At 68.9% G+C, this 20,361-nt stretch carries 18 protein-coding genes and 2 pseudogenes; all 20 read left to right on the forward strand.

Annotated elements, in window-relative coordinates:
- The first annotated feature begins 243 nt into the window (after nt 1-243).
- The 20 genes and pseudogenes from GC157_17650 to GC157_17745 all read left to right on the forward strand — a co-directional run bounded on the left by GC157_17650 (nt 244) and on the right by GC157_17745 (nt 20,197).
- A pseudogene (locus tag GC157_17650) lies at nt 244-453 on the forward strand (SHOCT domain-containing protein).
- A gap of 124 nt (nt 454-577) precedes the next feature.
- Complete coding sequence (locus tag GC157_17655) at nt 578-1,270, forward strand: response regulator (protein MBI1379282.1); 693 nt, start codon at nt 578-580, stop codon at nt 1,268-1,270.
- A complete protein-coding gene (locus GC157_17660) occupies nt 1,267-2,388 on the forward strand; it encodes a HAMP domain-containing protein (protein ID MBI1379283.1) in 1,122 nt (373 codons plus the stop codon). The genes GC157_17655 and GC157_17660 overlap by 4 nt, the downstream gene beginning before the upstream one ends.
- 313 nt (nt 2,389-2,701) lie before the next feature.
- Nucleotides 2,702-3,004 carry a glutaredoxin gene (locus GC157_17665; protein MBI1379284.1) on the forward strand — a complete coding sequence of 101 codons (303 nt, stop codon included), beginning with the start codon at nt 2,702-2,704 and terminating at the stop codon, nt 3,002-3,004.
- Nucleotides 3,001-3,957, forward strand: a complete 957-nt coding sequence (locus GC157_17670) for a cytochrome c biogenesis protein CcdA (protein ID MBI1379285.1) — start codon at nt 3,001-3,003, stop codon at nt 3,955-3,957. Before GC157_17665 ends, GC157_17670 begins: the two co-directional genes overlap by 4 nt.
- Nucleotides 3,954-4,580, forward strand: coding sequence for a redoxin domain-containing protein (locus GC157_17675; GenBank protein ID MBI1379286.1), 627 nt, complete (start codon nt 3,954-3,956; stop codon nt 4,578-4,580). Before GC157_17670 ends, GC157_17675 begins: the two co-directional genes overlap by 4 nt.
- 78 nt (nt 4,581-4,658) lie before the next feature.
- Nucleotides 4,659-5,141: a hypothetical protein gene (locus tag GC157_17680; GenBank protein ID MBI1379287.1), complete on the forward strand. Its 483-nt coding sequence runs from the start codon at nt 4,659-4,661 to the stop codon at nt 5,139-5,141.
- A gap of 158 nt (nt 5,142-5,299) precedes the next feature.
- Nucleotides 5,300-5,572: a hypothetical protein gene (locus GC157_17685; protein MBI1379288.1), complete on the forward strand. Its 273-nt coding sequence runs from the start codon at nt 5,300-5,302 to the stop codon at nt 5,570-5,572.
- 494 nt (nt 5,573-6,066) lie between these two features.
- Complete coding sequence (locus GC157_17690; GenBank protein ID MBI1379289.1) at nt 6,067-6,270, forward strand: hypothetical protein; 204 nt, start codon at nt 6,067-6,069, stop codon at nt 6,268-6,270.
- A gap of 62 nt (nt 6,271-6,332) precedes the next feature.
- Nucleotides 6,333-7,667, forward strand: a complete 1,335-nt coding sequence (locus GC157_17695; protein MBI1379290.1) for a hypothetical protein — start codon at nt 6,333-6,335, stop codon at nt 7,665-7,667.
- A 232-nt stretch (nt 7,668-7,899) separates the two neighbouring features.
- Nucleotides 7,900-9,384, forward strand: a complete 1,485-nt coding sequence (locus tag GC157_17700; GenBank protein ID MBI1379291.1) for an MFS transporter — start codon at nt 7,900-7,902, stop codon at nt 9,382-9,384.
- 318 nt (nt 9,385-9,702) lie between these two features.
- Nucleotides 9,703-10,980, forward strand: a complete 1,278-nt coding sequence (locus GC157_17705) for a diacylglyceryl transferase (GenBank protein ID MBI1379292.1) — start codon at nt 9,703-9,705, stop codon at nt 10,978-10,980.
- 132 nt (nt 10,981-11,112) lie between these two features.
- Nucleotides 11,113-11,517, forward strand: coding sequence for a DUF302 domain-containing protein (locus GC157_17710; GenBank protein ID MBI1379293.1), 405 nt, complete (start codon nt 11,113-11,115; stop codon nt 11,515-11,517).
- 151 nt (nt 11,518-11,668) lie between these two features.
- On the forward strand, nt 11,669-12,307 hold the full coding sequence (locus tag GC157_17715) for a DoxX family membrane protein (protein ID MBI1379294.1): 639 nt from the start codon (nt 11,669-11,671) through the stop codon (nt 12,305-12,307).
- A gap of 230 nt (nt 12,308-12,537) precedes the next feature.
- On the forward strand, nt 12,538-13,893 hold the full coding sequence (locus tag GC157_17720; protein ID MBI1379295.1) for a methyltransferase domain-containing protein: 1,356 nt from the start codon (nt 12,538-12,540) through the stop codon (nt 13,891-13,893).
- 392 nt (nt 13,894-14,285) lie between these two features.
- Nucleotides 14,286-14,882, forward strand: coding sequence for a hypothetical protein (locus GC157_17725; GenBank protein ID MBI1379296.1), 597 nt, complete (start codon nt 14,286-14,288; stop codon nt 14,880-14,882).
- 854 nt (nt 14,883-15,736) lie between these two features.
- Entirely contained in the window at nt 15,737-15,898 is a 162-nt protein-coding gene (locus GC157_17730; GenBank protein ID MBI1379297.1) for a YHS domain-containing protein, read from the forward strand.
- Between the two features lie 107 nt (nt 15,899-16,005).
- A pseudogene (locus tag GC157_17735) lies at nt 16,006-16,986 on the forward strand (IS481 family transposase).
- Nucleotides 16,987-17,322: 336 nt separating this feature from the next.
- Complete coding sequence (locus tag GC157_17740; GenBank protein ID MBI1379298.1) at nt 17,323-17,838, forward strand: hypothetical protein; 516 nt, start codon at nt 17,323-17,325, stop codon at nt 17,836-17,838.
- A 67-nt stretch (nt 17,839-17,905) separates the two neighbouring features.
- Complete coding sequence (locus GC157_17745; protein ID MBI1379299.1) at nt 17,906-20,197, forward strand: hypothetical protein; 2,292 nt, start codon at nt 17,906-17,908, stop codon at nt 20,195-20,197.
- The last annotated feature ends 164 nt before the right edge of the window (nt 20,198-20,361 follow it).

Here is a 20,361-nt window from a genome sequence, read left to right on the forward strand (position 1 = left end):
AGACCGAGCCGGCGTCGTCCTTCACGTCCAGGACGAGCCGGACCGCACGCTCGCGGAGCTCGTCGGGGTACTTCCTCGGTGCTGCCATGACTCCCAGCCTCCCGTGGCTTGAGAGCCTCCATCAATCCCGGGGCGGTTCAAAGACCCCCGGCCTTGACCCCCTCTTCATCAGATCCCCGGCACGATCTCCACAACGGCCAGCAACACTGCGATCAGGAGCACGGCCGATGAGAGGAGCTGACCGTGATGTTCTGGGATGACAACGCGTGGGGATGGGACGGCTGGCTGGCGATGTCGGTGATGATGGTGTTCTGGGTCGCGGTGGCAGGACTCGCTGTCTGGGCGGTGGTCCGGCTCACCGTGAAGGACCACACGGCAACAGCCACGATGACCAGTCCGCGTGCCACCCTGGACCAGCGGCTGGCGTCTGGGGAGATCGACACCGAGGAGTACGCGCACCTCAGGCGCGTCATGGACGGGCGTTCGGTGGACCAGGCGCCTCCCGTTCCGGGGACACGAGGCTGACCACCGGTAACCTGCCGTTCACGGACTGACCAGCGACGACGGGACCCGACGAATGGCTGACCCCCTGCTTGTACTAGTCGTCGACGACGAGGTACCCCTCGCTGCGATCGTCGCGAGCTATCTGGTCCGCGAAGGGTTCACCGTCGTCCAAGCCCACGACGGCCCGACGGCCGTGGACATGGCCCAGCTGCACAGACCGGATCTGATCGTGCTGGACGTGATGCTCCCGGGCTTCGACGGGGTCGAGGTCTGCCGTCGCGTGCGCGCGTTCACCGACGCCTACATCATCATGCTGACCGCGCGCGACGAGGAGCTCGACAAGATCGTCGGTCTGTCCGTGGGCGCTGACGACTACCTCGTCAAGCCCTTCTCACCGCGCGAGCTCATCGCGCGTGTGCGCGCGATGCTGCGTCGCCCCCGAGCCGCCTCGACCACGCCCGACGTTCAGCTGGTGATCGGTGACCTGGTCATCGACGAGGAGGCACGGACCGTCACGGCGTCCGGTGAACCCGTCGACCTGACCCGCACCGAGTTCGACCTGCTCGCAGCCCTTGCCGCGCGCCCACGCGCCGCTTTCACCCGACGCCAGCTCATCGACGAGGTCTGGGGCAGTGACTGGTACGGCGACGAGCACCTCGTCGATGTCCACATCGGGCACCTGCGCCACAAGCTCGGCGACAACGCCACTGAACCGCGCTACGTCCGCACCGTCCGCGGTGTCGGGTATGGCATGGGAACGGGATGAGCACCCGGCGGACCCACCTGGCCACCCGGCTCATGACGGCCCAGGCGTTGGTCATTGCCGTCGGTGCGATCACCTTGCTGGTCACCGCTGCACTGGTCGCGCCAGGCCTGTTCCACGCCCACCTGGGTGAGATCGGCGGGGACTCACCGAACGTGGCCCACCACGCCGAGGAGGCCTTCGCCTCGTCCTTCGCGGTGGCCATCAGCGTGGCCACGGCGGTGTCGTTGATCGCAGCAGGGCTGGTGTCCTGGTTCCTGGTGCGCCGACTTGCCCGCCCGGTGGAGGAACTTGCCGCCGCGGCGGAGTCCGTGGCGACGGGGAACTACGACGTGACCGTGCCCGATGCTGTCTTCAGCAGCGAGCTGCAGCAACTGTCCAGCTCGTTCGCGCACATGGCGACGCGGCTGGCCGAGACCGAGAGCTCGCGCACACGCCTGTTGGCCGACCTCGCCCACGAAGTGCGCACACCGCTGGCCACCCTCGAGGCCTATATCGACGGGCTGGAGGACGGGGTCGTGCAAGCCGAGCCAGTTGCGTACACCACGATGCGCGCCCAGGTGTCCCGTCTGCGCCGCCTGGCCACGGACCTGCGGGAGGCGGCAGCAGCCAACGAGCACGCTCTGAACCTCTCCTTCGCCGACCTCGACCCCGCTGAGGCAGCAACCAGCGCGGTAGCCGCCGCACTGCCACGCTACCTAGCCAAGGGGGTCAGCCTTGACATGCAGGACTCACCAACGGGGCTGGTCGTCACGGCGGATGCCGAGCGGCTCCAACAGGTCCTGGCGAATCTGCTGGACAACGCCCTGCGGCACACCCCCGTGGGCGGACACGTCACCGTCGCGGTCCGTCAGACGACCGGCAGAACCACCGACATCACCGTCACCGACGACGGCGAAGGAATCCCCGACGACCATCTCGCCCAAATCTTCGAGCGATTCCACCGCGTCGACCCGTCCCGGGCGACGCACGACGGGTCGGGAAGCGGACTGGGACTGACAATCGCCCGCGCCATCATCACCGATCACGGAGGTTCGCTCACTGTCACCAGCTCGGGGCTCAACCGCGGGTCAACCTTCACCGTGGCACTTCCCGCACTGCCGGCCCCAAGGCCGATCTGACACCAAGACGGGTCACATCGCGCTCCACCGCGCTTGGCGGGCACCCCCGACCAACGCGCCGATGTCCTCAGCTAGTAGGAAGTATTCCAGCCACGGCCCGTGGCCGTTCAGCGCACCGCGCCAGAGGCGGCGGTGACCCGCCATGACTCGGGCGTGACACGGCCCTCACCAGCCGCGCCGCCCTGTGGAGCGCGCCGGCTGCCGCCTCAGGCGCAGGCGGCCGGCGGACGGCACCGGGTCGGACCGGAAGGTCTTCACCGAACGTTCATGGGATCTCCGGCAGTCCTCGACGCAGCCGGTCGACGCTGTGATCATGACATCCTCACCCATCACCGGGACAACGACCGCGACCATTACCCTGGTGGTGTCCTCCGGGTGCCACTTCTGCCGCGATGCGCAGGACGCGCTCGAGGAGATCGGTCACGACTTCCCGATCCAGGTGAGGAGCATCGACCTGCGGAGTCGGGAGGGTCTGCGTCTTGCTCAGCAGTTCCGCGCCAGCATGAGTCCCCTCGTGCTCGTCGACGGGCAGTTCCTCAGTGCGGGTCGGTTGCCGCGAGGAAAGCTCCGCGCGGTGCTGTCCGCCCGTGCAGCCCAGGCGCGAACCGCGTCATGAACGACCTGCTGACCACCGGATCGGTGCTGGCAGCCTTCTTCGCCGGTGGTGTCGCCCTGTTCGCGCCCTGCTGCATCGTGTTCCTGGCGCCGAGCTACCTGGCAATTGCGGTGAAGAACCGCCGCTGGCGGCTGCTGCCGCTCACCTTCGTCTTCGCCGCCGGCTTGGCGGCGGTGATGGTCCCGATCACGCTCGGAATGAGCCTGCTCTCGGGCGCCATCGCGCAGTATCACGCAGTGTTCTACGTGATCGGCGGGCTGTTGATGCTGCTGCTCGCGGTGTGGGCGTTGACCGGGAAGATGTGGGCGCTGCCGTCGTTCATCGCCGCCCCGGACACCCGTCGCGGTGACTCGGCGAGCTTCTTCGCCCTCGGCGTCTTCTCCGGAGTCGCGTCCGCGTGCTGCGCACCCGTCCTCGCCGGCGTGATGACCTTGTCCGCCCTGTCCGGGTCCGCGGCCGGAGGCGCTGTCCTCGGCCTCGCCTACGTCTTCGGCATGACGTTCCCCCTGTTCGTGATGGCGCTCGCGTGGGACCGCTTCGACCTGGGGAGCAAGCGTTTCCTGCAGGCCCGACCGGTCACCATCCGCCTGCCGAAGGGGCATGCGCTGAACACCAACACCATCAACGTGATCGTCGCGATCGCCTTCACCGTGATGGGCGGGTTCGTGCTGCGCCTCGCGTCGTCGGGGACCATGACGAGCGGCCCGGGCATGCAGGTCGCGGTCGGGGACTGGTTGGCCAGGGTCTTCCGCCGCATTGAGAACTTCACCGCCCCGATCCCGGAACCGATCCTGGGTGCGGCCCTGCTCGGTCTCGCGGCTGTCTTCGTCGTCGCCACCCTGCGACGTCGCACCGAGACCCCGCCCGGCGGCGAGGCGAGCGACCCGCACGTGGGCTGCCACGGCGATGACACCCCGACCAGTGCAACGCTCGACAAGGAGTCGGCATCATGACGAACGCAACCGCGGCCAAGGCACGCAACGCCAAGCTGCAGGCGCTGCAGGAGCAGCAGACCAGGGACGCCCGCAGGCGCCGGTTTCGCAACCTCGCCTTCTGGGGCGTCGGCTTGCTCGTAGTGGCCGGGCTGCTGGGGTACGCGATGCTGAACAGCCGCCCGAGCGTCGGTGCCAACTCCAAGGTCGCTGTCCCGTTCACCCTGACCGACACCGCCGGCAAGACGGTCACCCTCGCCGAATACAAGGGCCGCAACGTGGTCCTGTACTTCAGCGAGGGCGCCGGTTGTCAGGCGTGCCTGCTACAGATGAGCAAGATCGAGGCCGACAAGGCTGCGTTCGACAAGGCGAACGTGACCGTGCTGCCGGTGGTGATGAACAGCCGCGACCAGATCCTCGCTGACATGGCCGCGAACAAGGTCACGACGCCGTTCCTGCTCGACGACGGCACCGTGTCCCAGGAGTACGGCACGCTCGGGAAGGGCATGCACGCCGGGCTCCCCGGGCACAGTTTCGTGTTGATCGACAGCAACGGCATGCAGCGGTGGTACGGCGAGTACCCGTCCATGTGGCTGGACCCGACCGCCCTTCTCACGCAGGTCGAATCCGTCCTGGCGTCCTGAGCGCCCGCACCAGACCCGAATACCGTTTCTCCGACCGCAGACCCTGACCCATACGCGACGAAGCCGTGAGGAGCAGTGATGCCGACATTCCGCAGCATGCGCATCGGTGTTCTCGCGGCGACCTGTTGGATCGCCGTGTACGCCGTGACCGTGGGCCTGCTCGCCGGGCCCTCGCACCTACTCGACCAGGTGCGCCGCGACGGGTGGCTGCTCGGGTTGCTTGCCGCCGGGTTCGCCGTCCAAGTCGCACTCCTGATCGAGCTGCGCCGCAGACGGCGCGGCGCCGCCGGGACGACGGGGCCGGCGCTCGTCGCAACAGGTGTGTCCACCCTCGGCATGGTCGCGTGTTGCGCACATCACGTCACCGATCTGCTCCCCCTGGTCGGTGCAGCCGGTGTGGCCACCATCGTCACGACGGCCCAGCGGCCGCTCATGCTCGGGGGACTCGCGATCACGATCGCGGCGATCGCGATCCTCGCCCGTTCCTTGCGCACCGTCGCTCCGGTGGCCGCGGACGTCCCGGCCCTCGACCACGAGCGGAGCCCTCAATGGGTGCCCTGACCCGGGCCGTCGCCCGTACCGCCATGGTGGCTGCCGGCGTCGCGCTCGCGCTGTCCGGCTGCGCTCACGCGGGCACGAATCAGCCCCCCGTGGGGTCCATCCCGACTGGGTCCGTGTTGCCTGACGCGACCGCGACTGCCGGACCAGTCGAGGTCACGGTGAGCAACCCGAAGGTCACCTCGACCGCAGCGTCCTTCACCGTGGAGCTCAGCAACCACGCGATCGACCTCAGCGACGACATGGCCGGGAAAGCCACGCTGTCCGTCGACGGCCGCGCCTGGGGTGGCGCCACCTGGGCCGGGGATCCACCGGGCGGTCACCACCGCACCGGCACCCTCACCTTCGCCGGGTCGGGCCAGGCAACCGGGCCTGTCGTCCTCACCGTGATCGCGGGCGGCAGTCCCACGGTCTTCACCTGGAAGCTCCCCTGATCCCGGTCAAGGGCGGCACCGCGATGGACAAACGACGACTCCGTCAGGTCACCGTCAAGCACCTGACCGGCGGGGACGCCGCCGGGCGCACCGCCGTGCTCGTGGCCACCGCCGCCCTCGGATCGAGCTTCGCCCCGGGTCTGATGCCGCGAGGAGTCACCGACCAGGCGATCCTGACCGGGGTGGTCGGCGCCGCCGAGTACGGGTTGGTCCTCGTGTCGCAGGCATTCGCGGCCGCGGTCACGCGAATCGTGACAGGCGGTCGAGTTGCGGCACGGCCCCGACCGGGCCCCCGGATCGCTTCCACGGTGGCACTCGTCGGAACCGGCGCGGCCGCGAGTCGGCTGCTGAGTCCCCGGGCTGGGGAACCGCTACGACGCGCAGTAGCCCGCACGGCAGTGCACCGCATGGTGGCGGTGGGCGCAGCCAGACTGCTCGTCGACGCCGCTGACGCGGCAGCGGAGGTCGCGATCAGACGGGGTCACAACGGCCCGATGCTGCGCGTGGCGGCAGCGGGCGGGGCACGGCTCGTCGGAGTGGGCATCGCGACCTGGCGGATCAGAAGCGCCTACCGCACCCAGGACCCCGGGTCGCTGCCGCCCGCGATCGACCCGCTGGCGAGCAACTCGGCAGGTCAGACCCGCACCGGCGGGATCGAGGTCGACCCGCGCCCACCCGTGGCGGCATCCTGGCGCTAGGCACTGCCGTCGCGGTCACCCTGGACGCGATCGCCCTCGCCGACACCGGGCTCGCGCGCGGCGTGACGGCAGCTGCCCGTCGGGCCCTCCCGGCCAGCGGCACCGAAGCGACGCTGCTGGGACGGGCGGTGTCGTTAGCCGCGGTCGGGGGTCTCCTTGTCGCGGGGCTCAGATTCGCGATCCGCCGCGCCGAGTTCTTCGGCGCCGGTGTCGAGGCGGCCTACGCCGCCCGGCCTGCCAGTGAGACCGTCAGCGGCGGGCCGTCCTCGTCGATCGAGTGGAGCACCCTGTCGCGTGAAGGCGTCCGTTTCGTGAACATGGCGATGACCCGGCAGGAGATCGCCGAGGCCACCGCAGTCCCACTCGATGAGATCTCCCTGCCGATCCGCGCCTACGCAGGACTTGCCTCCGCGCCCACCGTCGACGCGCGCGTCGACCTGGTCATGGCAGACCTCGAGCGGCTCGGAGCATTCCAGCGTTCGGTGATCTGCCTGGTCTCCCCGACTGGGAGCGGGTACGTCAACTACGTGGCGGTCGAGACACTCGAGTACCTCACCCGAGGCGACTGCGCCACCGTCGCCCTGCAGTACTCGTTACGCCCCTCCTTCCTCTCGATGGATCGAGTCTCGATCGGACGCGAGCAGAATCGGGCGCTGCTCCACGCCCTGAAATGGCGCCTGGCCGCGATACCGCGCGGTCAACGTCCCCGGCTGGTCGCCCTGGGGGAGTCCCTCGGTGCGCAGACACTTCAGGACGCATTCCTCAACGAGGGAACAGGTGGACTGCACCGAGCCGGCGTCGACAGGGCGCTGTTCCTCGGCACACCTGCCACCAGCAAATGGGCCCATCAGTGGCGGGCCGCCCCGGTCCGCGCGGACCCCGCCGGTGAGATCGTCGAGGTGGCCTCACACGACGACTGGATGACCGCAGGACCGCACGACCGAGACCGTCACCGCTATTTCCTGCTCTCGCACCCCGAGGACCCGGTCACCCGGTTCGCGCCGGCCCTCCTGGTGCAGCAACCGGACTGGCTGGGGCCCGCGGCGCAGCGGCCACCCGGCGTGCCGCAGCTCACCCGGTGGTACCCGTTGACGACATTCCTCGCGACCGGGGTCGACCTGCTCAACGCCGTGAATGTCGTCCCCGGCACATTCGTGGCTCGTGGGCACGACTACCGGGCGGACCTGGCCCGGATGGTCTGCGCAGCGTTCGGGCTCCCGGTCGGGGAGGAGGACCTGGCCCGGCTCGAGCGCCTGCTGCGTCGCAGGGAAGCGGGCTGGGCGGCGCGCCGAGCGCTGGCCGAACAGCTCGCGCGGGCGAAGGAGGCCGCGTGGCGGGTGGCGTGCGCCTGCGGGCTTGCCCCCGCTCCCTCTTCGTCAGTTGCTGAGGCGGCGTGAGGGGCCGACGATCACCGCGATGTGGAGGTGACGACGAGTGGCGTGCTGGTCGGTTCCGGCCAGCGCCCACAGTCGTAGCGTTCGGCGTTGGCGACCAGCGCGTATGGCGGGACGGCGCCGAACGCGTCATTGACGCCGGCTCCCCGCTATCCCTCCGCGGCCCGGGGGCAGTCGACCCAGCAGCCTGCTCGGCGCATGACCCGGTGCCCGATGCGTCACATGGTCGCCAACGATGACTAGGGGAGCGGGGCGCCGGGCGTGGCTTGCGGTCGGTCTTGCGTCCGCGGCCTCGTTCCTGGTGCTGCTGGACGACTCGGCCGTGGCCCTGTCCCTCTCGCGGATGGGTCAGGAGCTCGGGCTGGCACTGGTCGGGATCGAGTGGGTCGTGAACATCTACTCCTTGGCGTTCGCCGTGTTGGTGCTGTGGGGCGGGATGCTCGCCGACCGGCTGGGGGCCCGTCGAGTCCTCTGTGCGGGTCTCGCCGCGTTCGCGGGCGTGTCACTGGCAGCCGGTCTGGCATCCAGCGGTGACCTGCTCATCGCCCTGCGGGCAGCGCAGGGGATGAGTGCCGCGTTCATCGCGCCTGCGGCCCTCGCCGTGGTGACGACGTCGTTCCCGCCGGGACGTCGCGGTGCGGCTCTGGGCGTGTGGGCGGGGGTCTCAGCCAGTGCCGTGGCGGCCGGCCCCCTTATCGGTGCCGTGCTCACGCAGGTCTTCGGATGGAGATCCATCTTCCTGGTCAACGTCCCGCTCGCAGTCCTGCTGCTGCTCGTCGCGGTGCTGGTGCTCCCCGTCGACGCGATGACTGTGCCCCGTGGCCGCCTGGACATCGCTGGGCTGCTGAGCTCAGCCACCGCGTTGTCCTTCCTAGTTCTCGGACTTACTCAGGCCACCAGCCTCGGCTGGGCCTCGCTCGTGGTTTGGGCAGTCTTCGGCACGGCTGCAGTCGCGAGCGTGGCGTTCATCGCGGTGGAACGCCACGCGGAGAACCCGCTGCTCGACCTCGCGCTGTTTCGCCTGCCCAACTTCGCGGCCGGCAATCTGCTGGGGCTCTTGAACCTGGCGATCATGTGCAGCCTGTTCTTCTTCCTCGCCCTCTACTTGCAACGCGGCATGCTGCTCAGACCGTTGTCGGCAGGTCTGGCGCTGCTCCCCTTCACCGCGCTCATCGCCATCGTGGCACCCCTTGCCGGACGCCTCGCCGACCGCACCGGGCCCCGGACACCCATCGTTACCGGACTGTGGCTCGTCTCGGTAGGGCTGCTGCTGCTGTCACGCATCGGCCCGGAATCCACAGTTCGCGACGTTCTCCCAGCCCTGCTGATCGCCGGCCTGGGTCTCGGCCTGGCCTCGAGCCCGACGACCACCGCCGCGATGTCCTCCGTCCCCACCCGGTCAACCGGGATCGGTGGCGCCACCGTCACAGTCTCGCGACTGCTCGGTCTCGCCCTGGGCGTTGCGGTGATGGGGACGATCGTGTCTGTCGGGTGGCCCGGCGGCACGGTGATCACGGGCGGCCAGCGCGCCGTGTTCGCTGGCGCCCTGGGCGTCGGATTTGCCGTCAACGCCGCACTCGCGTTGCTCGGCGGTGTGGCGGCCGTCGTGTTCATCCGCCCAACCCGGCCTGCGTCGTCCCCGGACGCGAAGAGCTCGGAGGTGGACTCGTGCCTCGGGGACTCCGCCGCGATGCCGGGTGATGGGCCAGACGTGCCGTGATCGAGGCTGACGGCGCGGGGTGACGTCGCGAGGGCGTGTTCAGGCGGTCGGGTGGGTTCGACGTCGGAGGCACTGGTCGGTACCGGGCCGGGGTGGGATCCGCAAGTTGACGACCGCCCCTTTCGGGGCGGCCGCGACGTTCACTCTGCGCCCCGATTCCCAGTCATCTGACGAGGGATCGATGAAGGTTCGATGTTGTTGCGCGCGCAGCCTCGCGGCCGCGTCGTCTGGTGATGTCCACTGTCAGCTCAGGGCCGAGCAGCTGGCGCACCCCGCCGGCTCCGGTACGACACGCAATCCACCCGGGAGCCCAGACCGATGAGCACCAAGCGACAAGGCCACGCCTCACAGTCTCGGGTTCGACCCCAACCGGAGACGGTGTCGCAGCGGGCCTTGGCGCCGTTCGCTGCAACCCTGGCCGCCCAAGCCACCACAACATCGCCACCCCGAACTGGGCTGCAGGAGTCTGCGTCGCGGGTGGAGCCCGCGGTCCGCGATCCGCGACCCGCGGCCGCCGTGGCAGCGGAAGTGTTGCAGATCACGACGTTTGGGTGCGGCGCCCTCGCCGAGGCCGAACCTCACGGGCTCGGGCTGACCTACTGGGTCGATGCACCCGAGGATGGGCCGAGCACGCAGCTGAACGTCCGCTTCATCGGACGACGGGTCCATCCGGCCGGCACCCCCGGGGCAGACGACACATTCGTCGTCGACGCAAGCGTGGATCCCGTCCTGCCGGGCGTGGGTCGCATCGCGGTCACCGCGCACGCCCTGGACCTCGTGCCTGGCGAATGGCAGGTGACCGCCACTGCCAGCTTCGGTGTCGCTCCCGGACCTGTCCGACGCCTCCCTCGGGGCAGCGCCGTCGGCACGACGGTCTTCGCGCCCGTCGTGCGGGTCCGGGCCCCCGGGGTGCGGCTCGGGGCCTGGCCGGCGATGGTGGCGCTCGGCGCACTGGTCGGCGTGAGCACCCAAGCATTCCTCGCGTCGCACAACGGGTTGCCCGCGGCGAGGCTGCTGGCGATCAGTGTGGCAGCCTGCCTGCTCGGTGTCATCGGCGCCAAGGTCTACTACCTGCTGACCCACCGTGAGGAGAAGCGCAGCCTGCTCACGGTGGGCATGTCGCTGCAGGGGTTCGTCCTGGCGGCGATCACCACGGTCGTCGTCGGTTCCATCATCGGGGGGCTGCCGCTGGGTGAGGTACTCGACGTCACCGCCCCCGGGTTGCTCTTCGGCGCCGCGATCGGTCGGCTCGGCTGCTTCTTCGGTGGTTGCTGCGCCGGTCGCCCCACCGCGTCGCGCTGGGGACTGTGGAGCTCGAACCGGAGCGTGGGGATCCGCCGGATCCCGGTGCAGCTCATGGACTCAGCCGTGGCCGGCACCCTGGGGATGGCCGCGCTGGTCCTCATCGTCATCGCCGGCCCGTCCACCTCCGCCGGGGTCTTCCTCACGATGATCGCCGCATACATGTTCGGGCGTCAGCTGCTCTTCCCGCTGCGGGACCTGCCGCGTCGGACCGCCCACGGGCGGGTCGTCATGCTGGCCCTCACTGGCGCCGTGGTGCTCGCCGAAGTGACGCTGGCCGGACTGGTCCGGTGACGTCCCCCGAGGACGGCACGCGAACCGCGGCGCCGTCAGCGCAGAGCCAGCCAAGGCGGGTCCGGGGCGGACCTGCCGCGTCACGGGCATCTCGGGCGTGCACGACGGCGGAGCTCGAAAGGATGACCGTCCATGTCCCACCTGCTGAGCATCACCGTGGCCCGAGCGTTCGACCCGGCGCTGCGCGCAACGCGTGAAGCGCTGGCCGAGAACGGCTTCGGGATCCTCACCGAGATTGACCTGCAGGCCACCTTGAAGGCCAAGCTCGACGTCGACCTCGACCCACAGAACATCCTCGGGGTGTGCCGGCCCACACTCGCCCACGCGGCTCTCACGGTCGAACCGGCTGCCGGGGTGCTGCTGCCGTGCACGGTCGTCGTGCGCTACCGCGACAACGCGTCCACCACCGTCGACGTGCTCGATCCGCAGGCCATGGTGACGGTGACAGGGAACGAGGCGCTGACCCCGATCGCTGCGGAGGCCGCAGCCCGGCTGTCCGCAGCGCTGGTCCAGCTGGCCGGCCTGGCACCGATGTGACGTGACGAAGCCCGCGCTTGACGCTCGGTAGAGCCCCCGAAGTCGGTGACCTACATGGGAACTTCACCGGTCGAACATCGATTCATCCTGGTGGTCCTGAGACGATCCGGTCATCGGCATCCCAGGCTGGTGCCGCATCAGGGAGGGCACCATGCACGACCAACGAACCACCGGAGCAGCAAGGACCTCGACCGTCGCGCCCGAGGCGACTGGCCTGGATGTGCAGTGGCCGAAGACCGCGTTCCGCGTGATCTTCGGGCTCATCTGGCTGATCGACGCGGTGCTGAAGTGGTTGCCCGGCTTCCGCGACGGCTACATGGACACCATCATGGGACAGTCCGAAGGACAGCCGACCTGGCTGGACCCCTGGTTCAACTTCTGGATCAACCTGCAGCACCCCAACCCCGCGTTCTTCGCCTATCTCGTCGCCGTGCTCGAGACCGGCATCGCCCTCGCGGTGATCTTCGGATTCGCGCGCAAGCTCACCTACCTCAGCGCCATCGTGCTGAGCCTGCTGATCTGGGGGACCGCAGAAGGCTTCGGCGGACCGTACACCTCGGGCTCAGCCGACATCGGCACCGCGATCATCTACTCGCTGGTCTTCGCCCTGCTGCTCTGCCTGGCCTACTACCAGGGACCGTCTCGGTTCAGCGTCGACTACTACCTCGAGCAGCGGATCTCCTGGTGGCACTGGATCGCCGAAATCGGCCACCGCAACCACCACCCACAGGCCGCCACCCCGGAGCACCTCGCCGACGCACCCGCGATCGGGGAGCACGCCAGGGTCTGACCCGACAGATTCGACGTCGCCGTGGTGGGCGACGCGCACAGCCCGGCCACGTTCGCCCACGCCGGGGACCACCCCCTGGCCCCGAGCAACGCGAACACGAGGACTGGGAGCGGTGGAGGGCACCCGACTGCATCCCCTCGCGGGCCGGTGACCCTCCACCTCTGGCTCCAGTACCAATCCAAGACTCGTGAGTCGCTGACCACCCAACGAACACCCACGGAGCGCCCACCATGACCCGAGCCCTACCGGGGACGGACCACGACCAGTCAGGCGGTTCTGCGATCGGGGGCGCCGCCGTGGACATCTCCAAGGTTCTCGCAGCGGCACTCGGCGGGCCAGTGCCACTGCGGATCCGGTGCTGGGACGGGTCCCAGGCCGGTGACCCGGATGCCCCAGCCACGATCGCATTCGCAGACCCGCGTGCGTTGCGCCGCCTGCTCTGGGCGCCCAACGAGCTCGGGCTGGTCCGTGCCTACGTTTCAGGCGACCTCGCCTTCGAGGGCGACATCTTCGCCGCCCTCGACCTGCCCGAGGTCATCGACCGCGTCGCCCACCACGAGAGCATCGGACTGAACCTCCGCGAAAGGCTCTCGGCCGTGCGCACCGCGAGCAAGCTCGGTGCGATCGGCCTCCCGCCGGTGCCACCAGCGGAGGAGATCCGGCGACGGCGAGGGCCGGTGCACAGCCGGGCCCGCGACGCCGCGTCGGTATCGCACCACTACGACGTCGGCAACGACTTCTACCACCTCGTGCTCGGCGCGAGCATGGTCTACTCCTGCGCCTACTGGACCCAGCAGACCAGCGCGGACTACAGCCTCGGGGACGCCCAGCGCGACAAGCTCGACCTCGTCTGCGAGAAACTCGGGCTGCGACCGGGCGTGCGCCTGCTCGACGTCGGCTGCGGCTGGGGCGCCCTCCCCATCCACGCCGCAGCGCTCTACGACGCGACCGTCGTCGGAGTCACAGTCAGCCAGGAGCAGGCCACTCTGGCCCGACAGCGCGTGCACGACGCCGGACTCGACGACCACGTGGAGATCCGGCTGCAGGACTACCGCGACGTAACCGACGGACCCTACGACGCAATCTCCAGCGTCGGTATGTCCGAGCACGTCGGCCGCACCCACCTCACCACCTACGCCCAGACCCTGATGAACCAGCTCCGCCCCGGAGGCAGGCTGCTCAACCACGCCATCGCCTCCGTGCGGTCCCTGCCCTCATCGTCGAAATCCACCCCAGGATTCATCGACAGCTACATCTTCCCCGACGGTGAGGTCGTTCCGCTCTCGAGCACCCTCGACGCCCTCGAGCAGGTTGGGTTCGAGGTCCGCGACGTCGAGGCGCTGCGCGAGCACTACGGCCGAACCCTGCGCGCCTGGGTCGACAACCTCAGCCAGGACTGGGTAGCAGCCGTCGCACTGGTCGGGCAGGCCCGGGCGCGAACATGGTTGCTCTACCTGGCGGCCTGCGCGCTGGCCTTCGAACACGGCAACATCACCGTGCACCAGGTCCTCGCCGTACGCCAGACAGCCGCCGGATCAAGCGGCATGCCGGCGACCCGCCAGCAATGGCTCAGCAACGCCCGGTGAGGCGCACATCGCCCCAGAAGATCGACGCACCTGATGCGAAGGGGCTTGGCACAGGTCGGCCGGCGCCCTGAGACCTCGGTGGGCGGTTGACTCGCCACCACTGGCGCAGCGCGAAGCTGACCTCCTCTACAGACGGCGACCAAGAGCGAGTGTTCGGTATTCGGAAGGCCGCGTGCCGGTTCCGCTGGCGGCATGGCTAGGGTTCGGTGTCGTCTGCTGCCTGTGCGGATCCCTGCACTCGGGCGACGCGCTCAATCACCGAGCCTTCAAGCCCGGTGAGCCGGGGACCCAGTCACCTGGGGCGAATCACCGCACGACATCGTGCGGGGTAGGGCACCTCTCTTGCCCGAGCCCGTCAGCTAACCCGGTCGGCGTGGAGAGGAGCTCCTTTCGTGCTGTCCGCACCCCGCAGCCGGCTACGTCCGGCCTCGTGGCTCGTGACCTGTGCTCTGAGCATCGGTGTCCTTACTGCCTTCGTCCCGGCGCAGGCGTCCGCGGCCGCCACCACCAGGGTGACCGCCTCGATCGCGCCTGCGGTCAGCCCAGCGCGCCGCCGCGCGGTCGTCGTGAGGACGATCGCCAGGTCCACGTCGGCGCAGCAAGCCGCAGAAGCCCGGGTCGCGCAAGTCCGAAGCTCGGCCGTACGGGTGGCTCGATCACGGCTCGGCTCCAGCTACGCGGCCGGGTCTGCCGGGCCGCGTCGGTTCGACTGCTCAGGCCTAACCCTGTATGTGGTCAAGAAGGCGACTGGGCGCAGCCTTCCGCACTACTCCAAGGCGCAGTACGCGGTCACCAAGCGCGTCGCCCGCTCGGCCCTACGCCCCGGCGACTTGGTCTTCTTCTTCGGCCTGGGCGCTCATCATGTCGGCATCTACATTGGCGGTGGTCGCATGATCGGTGCGACCAACCCGCGCCAAGGAGTGCGCATCGACTCGGTGTTCTCTGGCTGGTACGGCAAGCGCTACAGTGGCGCCGGCCGTCTGGTGTGACCCACGGGACGTCCACCACTTCCTCCTCCTACGTACTGGAGCCCGGCACACGCATGTGCCGGGCTCGAGTACGTAGCGTTCCTGTCAGCGCGTGGCGCTGGCGCCGGCTCGGGCTCCACCTCTCGTAGGTGAAGATGGCCTGAGGGCGCACCGATTGTCGAGGTCAGCCACGACAAGGATCGCCGGGTCGGTGCTTGCAGGTGTGCCCGCCCCGGGGATGTGAGCCGTCGGTCCGGTCGTCTTTGACGGCGTTTGCCGGTGAGGGCGCTTGGGTTCTCGCGGTCGCTCGGTCTCGATGCGACGGTGGGGATTGTTGTGAGCATCCATTCGCGGGAAGCTCCCGGCGCCTTGGCGGTTGTTCATCGATCCTTGATCGCATGACCACAGGATCGACGTGGGCCACGCATACGGTGAGTGTCATGCGGTGTTGACGGGCGGGGACCGAGTTCGTCGGTCTTTGGCCGAGCTCAGTGCTCACCTAGCCATCTAGGGGGAGGCCCTTCACGCCGGAACATGCTCGAGTGGCGACTGCCAAACGAGTCGAGGAAGGGTTCGGCGAGTTCTGCCGATCCCGGGGAAGGAATCGACATGCTCAGTTTCCTGTCGGCCAACTGGCTCTGGATCCTCCTGATCGGGGGCATGGTGACCATGCACCTGCGGCACGGGGCGCACGCCGGAGGTTCGCACGGGGCTGGATGCGGCGGAGGGCACGCGACACCTCACGAGCACTCATCCGCTAACGCCAAAGAGGCAGGGACAACCCTTCCGCCCAAGCAAGGATCAACAAGGACCCAGTGACGACTCGCTCAGCTGAGCCCACGACCCACCTCTCGACCGTCGATCAGGAGACAACCATGGCAACCACCACCGATCCCGTGTGCGGCATGCAGATCCAGCCCTCGAAGGACACCGCTCAGATCGTTCACCACGGCACCACGTTCATGTTCTGCAGCGACACCTGTCGAACGGCGTTCGAGTCGGATCCGGACCGCTACGCCGATCGGCAGCAGTCCTAGCGGCCAGTGACCGTGAGCGTCGTCGACGGCGCGTCTGGTTCATCGCGAGAGACCTCCGTGCGAGGTGTGGAGCTGTCGAGGAACCACACCCACCCCACGGAGGTCTCGTGTCTCACGCTAACGCTCGTCTGACCGTCTATGGCCGCCTCGAGCTCATCCGGCGGGTGACCGAGGACGATCGCCCGGTCGCCCAGGTGGTGAAGGAGCTCGTGTCTCCCGTGCCACGGGCTACAAATGGCTGCGCCGCTACCGCGAGCACGGGGCCGCCGGGCCGGTCGACCGGTCAAGCCGGGCGTTGCACCAGCCGCACCGGACTTCGGTCGAGGTCGAGGCGTGGATCCTGGCGTTGCGGGCCAAGCGCAAACTCGGCGCGGCCCGGATCAGACCGCTGGTCGGGCTCGCCCCGAGCACTGTCCACGCAGTACTGACCCGTCTCGGCATGCACCGGCTTGCCTGGCTGGACCGCCCGACCGGGCACCTGGTCCGCCGCTACGAGCGCGACCGACCTGGCGAGCTGGTCCACGTGGACGTCAAGAAGATCCGCCAGCTCCGCCCCGGCGGTGGCTGGCGGGTCCACGGCGCGACAGCGAGCAGGCGCGCGCCGCTCGCCGCGAGCGGAACGCCGGACACCGGGTGGGCTACGACTTCGTGCACTGCGCCGTCGATGACCAGACCGGGATCGCCTAGGCCGAGATCCACCCGGACGAGAGGTCACCACGTGCGCCGGGTTCCTGCCCCGCGCAGCTGAGCACTTCGCCGCTCTCGGCATCCCACGCATCGAGTGGGTGATGACCGCCAACGCGAAGGCCTACCGGATCGGGCGGGCATGGCACGAGGCGCTGGATGCCCTGGGCGCGCAGGCCCGCTTCAACCGAAAATCCCGACCCCAGGCCGACGGGAAAGCAGAACGGTTCAACCGGAGCCTGGCCGACGAGTGGGCCTACGTCCGGCCCTTCGCCGACTCACAGGGCCGCGGCGACGCCTTGCCGATCTGCCTGCACACCTACAACCATCAGCGCAACCACACCGCCCTCGGCGGCCTCCCGCCCATCGGCCGCGTCAACAACGCAGCTGGTCGCAACACCTAACCGCTCCACTGGGCTTCCAGCCGATCAGCTCGCACGTGCCATGTGGTCCACCGCCGTGCGATGCGGCCGTTGAACGAGGTCGACGGTGACGTGCCCGCAGTAGGTGTCTCGGGCACGTCAACCTTGAGTGTCGGGACCTTCGCGTTCGCGGGCGATGCGGACCCGAACACCTCGCGCACACGGTCACAGGTCCAAGCGAGTCCCCGCCAGATGTGGATGCCCACTCGGCGGCCGTGCACCTTCATCGATGCTTCACCCGTTGTGGTCAGGACCGTCATGCACGCGAGTCAGAGTGGTGATAGCCCGGATGGGCCGGGCTGGGAAGGAACGACCGAGATGACAATCATCGACTCAGCCGCGGCCATCATCCCGGACTTCGACAGCGAGACCGCTGCGGGTCGCAAGTTGGCGATCATCTGTTCCAAGGGGAGCCTTGACATGGCCTACCCCGGACTGGTGCTCGCCAACGCCGCGCTGGGCGAGGGCATCGAGACGCACCTGTTCTTCACATTCTGGGGCTTCGAGATGATCAACAAGAAGACCATGGCCAACCTGACGTTGACCTCGTGGGAGAGCTCCTCGACCGTCGAGAGCCCAACTGAAGGCGACGAGCAGTTGTCCGCTGCAGATGCCACCACCCGGCTTCGGGCGTCGATCGCAGGAGTCGGAGCGCCCGAGATCCCCGACTTCCTGGACCAGATTGTCGCCTCGGGCGGTCGACTGTGGGCCTGCCGCATGTCAGCGGACATGAACCATCTCACCGAGGCCGATCTGTACGACGAGATCGACGGCATCATCAGCGCCAGTGACTTCATCGAGAAGACCGAGGGTGCTCAGATCATCTTCATCTAGGGCCGTCGTGGAAGCTGACACCGGCCCGGTGCGAGTCCGTCGACCTCTGGATCTTGTCCGGTTCGCCGTGACGTCGCTCGCCCTCGTTGCAGCTATCGTCGCAGCTCGGTACTTCGCCGCGACGTCCGTCGGTGTCGACCGAGATCTGGTAAACGCGAGCAATCAGCTGCCGATCGTCCTGCGCCTTGCGATCAACGTCGTGGGCGGGTTCGGGATCGTGCTGCTGCCTCTCGCAGCGGCCATCGACCTGCTCCTAGGCCGCCGGACCCGCCAACTCGTCGACGCGCTCGGAGCATTGCTGGTCGCCGTCGCGGTGTCACTCATTGCGAACCAATTGCCCGCCGCGTTGGCTTCTGGCCGACCTAGCATCACGTTCATCCCTGTCCCTGCTGCCCGGCACCTGGTGTTCGTCCCGGTTCTCGCGGGACTCGTCGCATTCGTCACCGTCGCACGATTGCTGGGTCGCGGCCGGTGGGGCTGGTTCGCCTCCGTGATGATCGGGGCGGTGGCGGTCATGGCGCTCGCGGTGGGCTCGACAACGACGAGCGAGATCGTCGTCTCCCTGCTCACTGGTTGGGTCGTGGGCCTCGCGACCCGTTACGCGCTGGGCACTCCCTCGACGCAGCCAACAGGCGCCGAGGTGGTCGATGCCCTTGGGCGGGTCGGCCTGCCTGTCGCGCGATTGTCCGCGAGCAGCGTCACCGGGCGAGGCCGACGCTACGAAGCCGTGACTCACAGCCGCGACCGGCTGCGAGTGCAGGTGTTCGACCGCGATCTCGAAGGAGCCGGGCTGGCTGGCGCAGCCTGGCGACAGCTGCGGCTGCGCACCGAACCCTCCGGGACCGGCGTGTCGTCCCTGCGGGGGCAGACCGAACACGCCGCACTACTGTCGCTGGCCGCGACGGCGGCAGGGGTGCCCGTGCCGCGCCTGCTGGCAGTGGGCAAGGCCGGGCCGGACTCGACGCTGCTGGCCTATGACCAGGTCAGCGGCGCGACCTTCGACACATTGGTGGCGGAAAAGGTCACGGACGCGGACCTCGACGCGATGTATCAGATGGTGCTGACGCTGCACACCCGGGGCATCGTGCACCGGTCGTTGAGCGCGGAGAACTTCATCAGCGCCGACGACGGGCGGGTATGGCTCGCAGGTATCCATGACGGGGCGATCGCCGCGAGCGATGTTCAGCAGCGGATCGACCTCGCCGAGCTCCTGTGCACGACCACGTTGCTCACCAACGCCGAACGCGCCGTCGCCGCAGGGGCTCGCACCTTCGGCGCCGACCAGCTGGCTCGCGCCCTGCCTGCGCTGCAGCCGTTCGCGTTCTCAACCGAGACACGCCGGCGCGTCCAGGCGCACCAGGACGTACTCGTCGCGATACGCGATCAGCTGCTCACCCTGCAGCCATCAACCAGCGACGCGGAACCGTTGGACCTGCGACGGTTCAAACCTCGCTCCGTGGTCACGATCGTCGCGGGCGCGTTGGCCGCCTACCTGCTCGTGTCCCAGCTCGCCGGCGTGGACCTGGTCGGACTGCTTCGCTCCGGGGACTGGCGTTGGAGCGGCTTGGCTGCCTTCCTCTCGGTGCTCACCTTCGTTGGGGCTTCCTTTTCCCTGTCGGGCTTCGTGCCGGAGACGATCTCCTACGGGCGAACCTTCGCCGCTCAGTGGGCCGCCGGGTTTGCCACACTCGTGTCACCTCCGGCGGTCGGCACGGTCGCGGTCAACGTGCGCTACCTGCGCAGGTCGGGACTGCACCCGGCGCTCGCGGCGGCCAGTGTGGGCGTCTCGCAAGTCTTTGCCCTCCTCACCCACACCGTGCTCCTGATAGCGACAGCCGTGCTCGCGGGGCAGTCGGCGCAACTCCGCCTTGCTCCCTCGCGAACGGCGACCGTCACCGTCTTCGTCGTACTGGCGATCGGCTTGTTGGTGATGATCGGTCCGCTCCGTGGCACCGTCGTCAGGCGCGTGCGGCCCATCCTGACTGAGGTTGGTCCGCGACTCGTCTCCATCGGACAACGCCCCTGGAAGGTCGTCGAGGGTGTCAGCGGAATCCTTCTCCTCAACGCTGCCTTCGCCGGGAGTCTCATCGCCAGCGTCAAGGCATTCTCCGCCGACAACCTCAACTACTCCGCGGTCGCGCTGGTCTACCTCGCCGGCTCCACCCTGGGTCAGGCCGCGCCAACTCCCGGGGGCCTTGGCGCCGTCGAGCTGGCGTACGTCGCCGGCCTGACCGCCGCCGGGATTGCCCCCGGTGTCGCGGTCTCAGCGACCTTGCTGTTCCGCCTCCTCACCTTCTGGCTACCGGTCCTCCCCGGCTACTGGTCCCTGCACTGGCTGCAGCGGATCGGCTCGCTGTAGCGCCGACTCGGACGGACGCCTCCAAGCCCCACTCCAGCACCCATGGACGACCAGCCAGGCAGACGACGCGACGACGCGTCGCCACGACGGTTGACCTGCCGGCAGCGACGCGGGGTGAGGGGACCCCCCGACGATCCGGTACCTCGGCAACGAAGGTGCGACAC

The organism is Frankiales bacterium (assembly GCA_016125335.1).
Taxonomy (GTDB): Bacteria; Actinomycetota; Actinomycetes; order S36-B12; family CAIYMF01; genus Longivirga.

Bases quoted from the DNA above. Each gene is read 5' to 3' on its own strand.
- GC157_17720 (MBI1379295.1), top strand. From the start codon at position 12,538: ATGACCCGAGCCCTACCGGGGACGGACCACGACCAGTCAGGCGGTTCT.
- GC157_17670 (MBI1379285.1), top strand. From the start codon at position 3,001: ATGAACGACCTGCTGACCACCGGATCGGTGCTGGCAGCCTTCTTCGCC.
- GC157_17700 (MBI1379291.1), top strand. From the start codon at position 7,900: ATGACTAGGGGAGCGGGGCGCCGGGCGTGGCTTGCGGTCGGTCTTGCG.
- GC157_17660 (MBI1379283.1), top strand. From the start codon at position 1,267: ATGAGCACCCGGCGGACCCACCTGGCCACCCGGCTCATGACGGCCCAG.
- GC157_17665 (MBI1379284.1), top strand. From the start codon at position 2,702: ATGACATCCTCACCCATCACCGGGACAACGACCGCGACCATTACCCTG.
- GC157_17655 (MBI1379282.1), top strand. From the start codon at position 578: ATGGCTGACCCCCTGCTTGTACTAGTCGTCGACGACGAGGTACCCCTC.
- GC157_17740 (MBI1379298.1), top strand. From the start codon at position 17,323: ATGACAATCATCGACTCAGCCGCGGCCATCATCCCGGACTTCGACAGC.
- GC157_17690 (MBI1379289.1), top strand. From the start codon at position 6,067: ATGCTGCGCGTGGCGGCAGCGGGCGGGGCACGGCTCGTCGGAGTGGGC.
- GC157_17730 (MBI1379297.1), top strand. From the start codon at position 15,737: ATGGCAACCACCACCGATCCCGTGTGCGGCATGCAGATCCAGCCCTCG.
- GC157_17675 (MBI1379286.1), top strand. From the start codon at position 3,954: ATGACGAACGCAACCGCGGCCAAGGCACGCAACGCCAAGCTGCAGGCG.
- GC157_17705 (MBI1379292.1), top strand. From the start codon at position 9,703: ATGAGCACCAAGCGACAAGGCCACGCCTCACAGTCTCGGGTTCGACCC.
- GC157_17680 (MBI1379287.1), top strand. From the start codon at position 4,659: ATGCCGACATTCCGCAGCATGCGCATCGGTGTTCTCGCGGCGACCTGT.
- GC157_17715 (MBI1379294.1), top strand. From the start codon at position 11,669: ATGCACGACCAACGAACCACCGGAGCAGCAAGGACCTCGACCGTCGCG.
- GC157_17710 (MBI1379293.1), top strand. From the start codon at position 11,113: ATGTCCCACCTGCTGAGCATCACCGTGGCCCGAGCGTTCGACCCGGCG.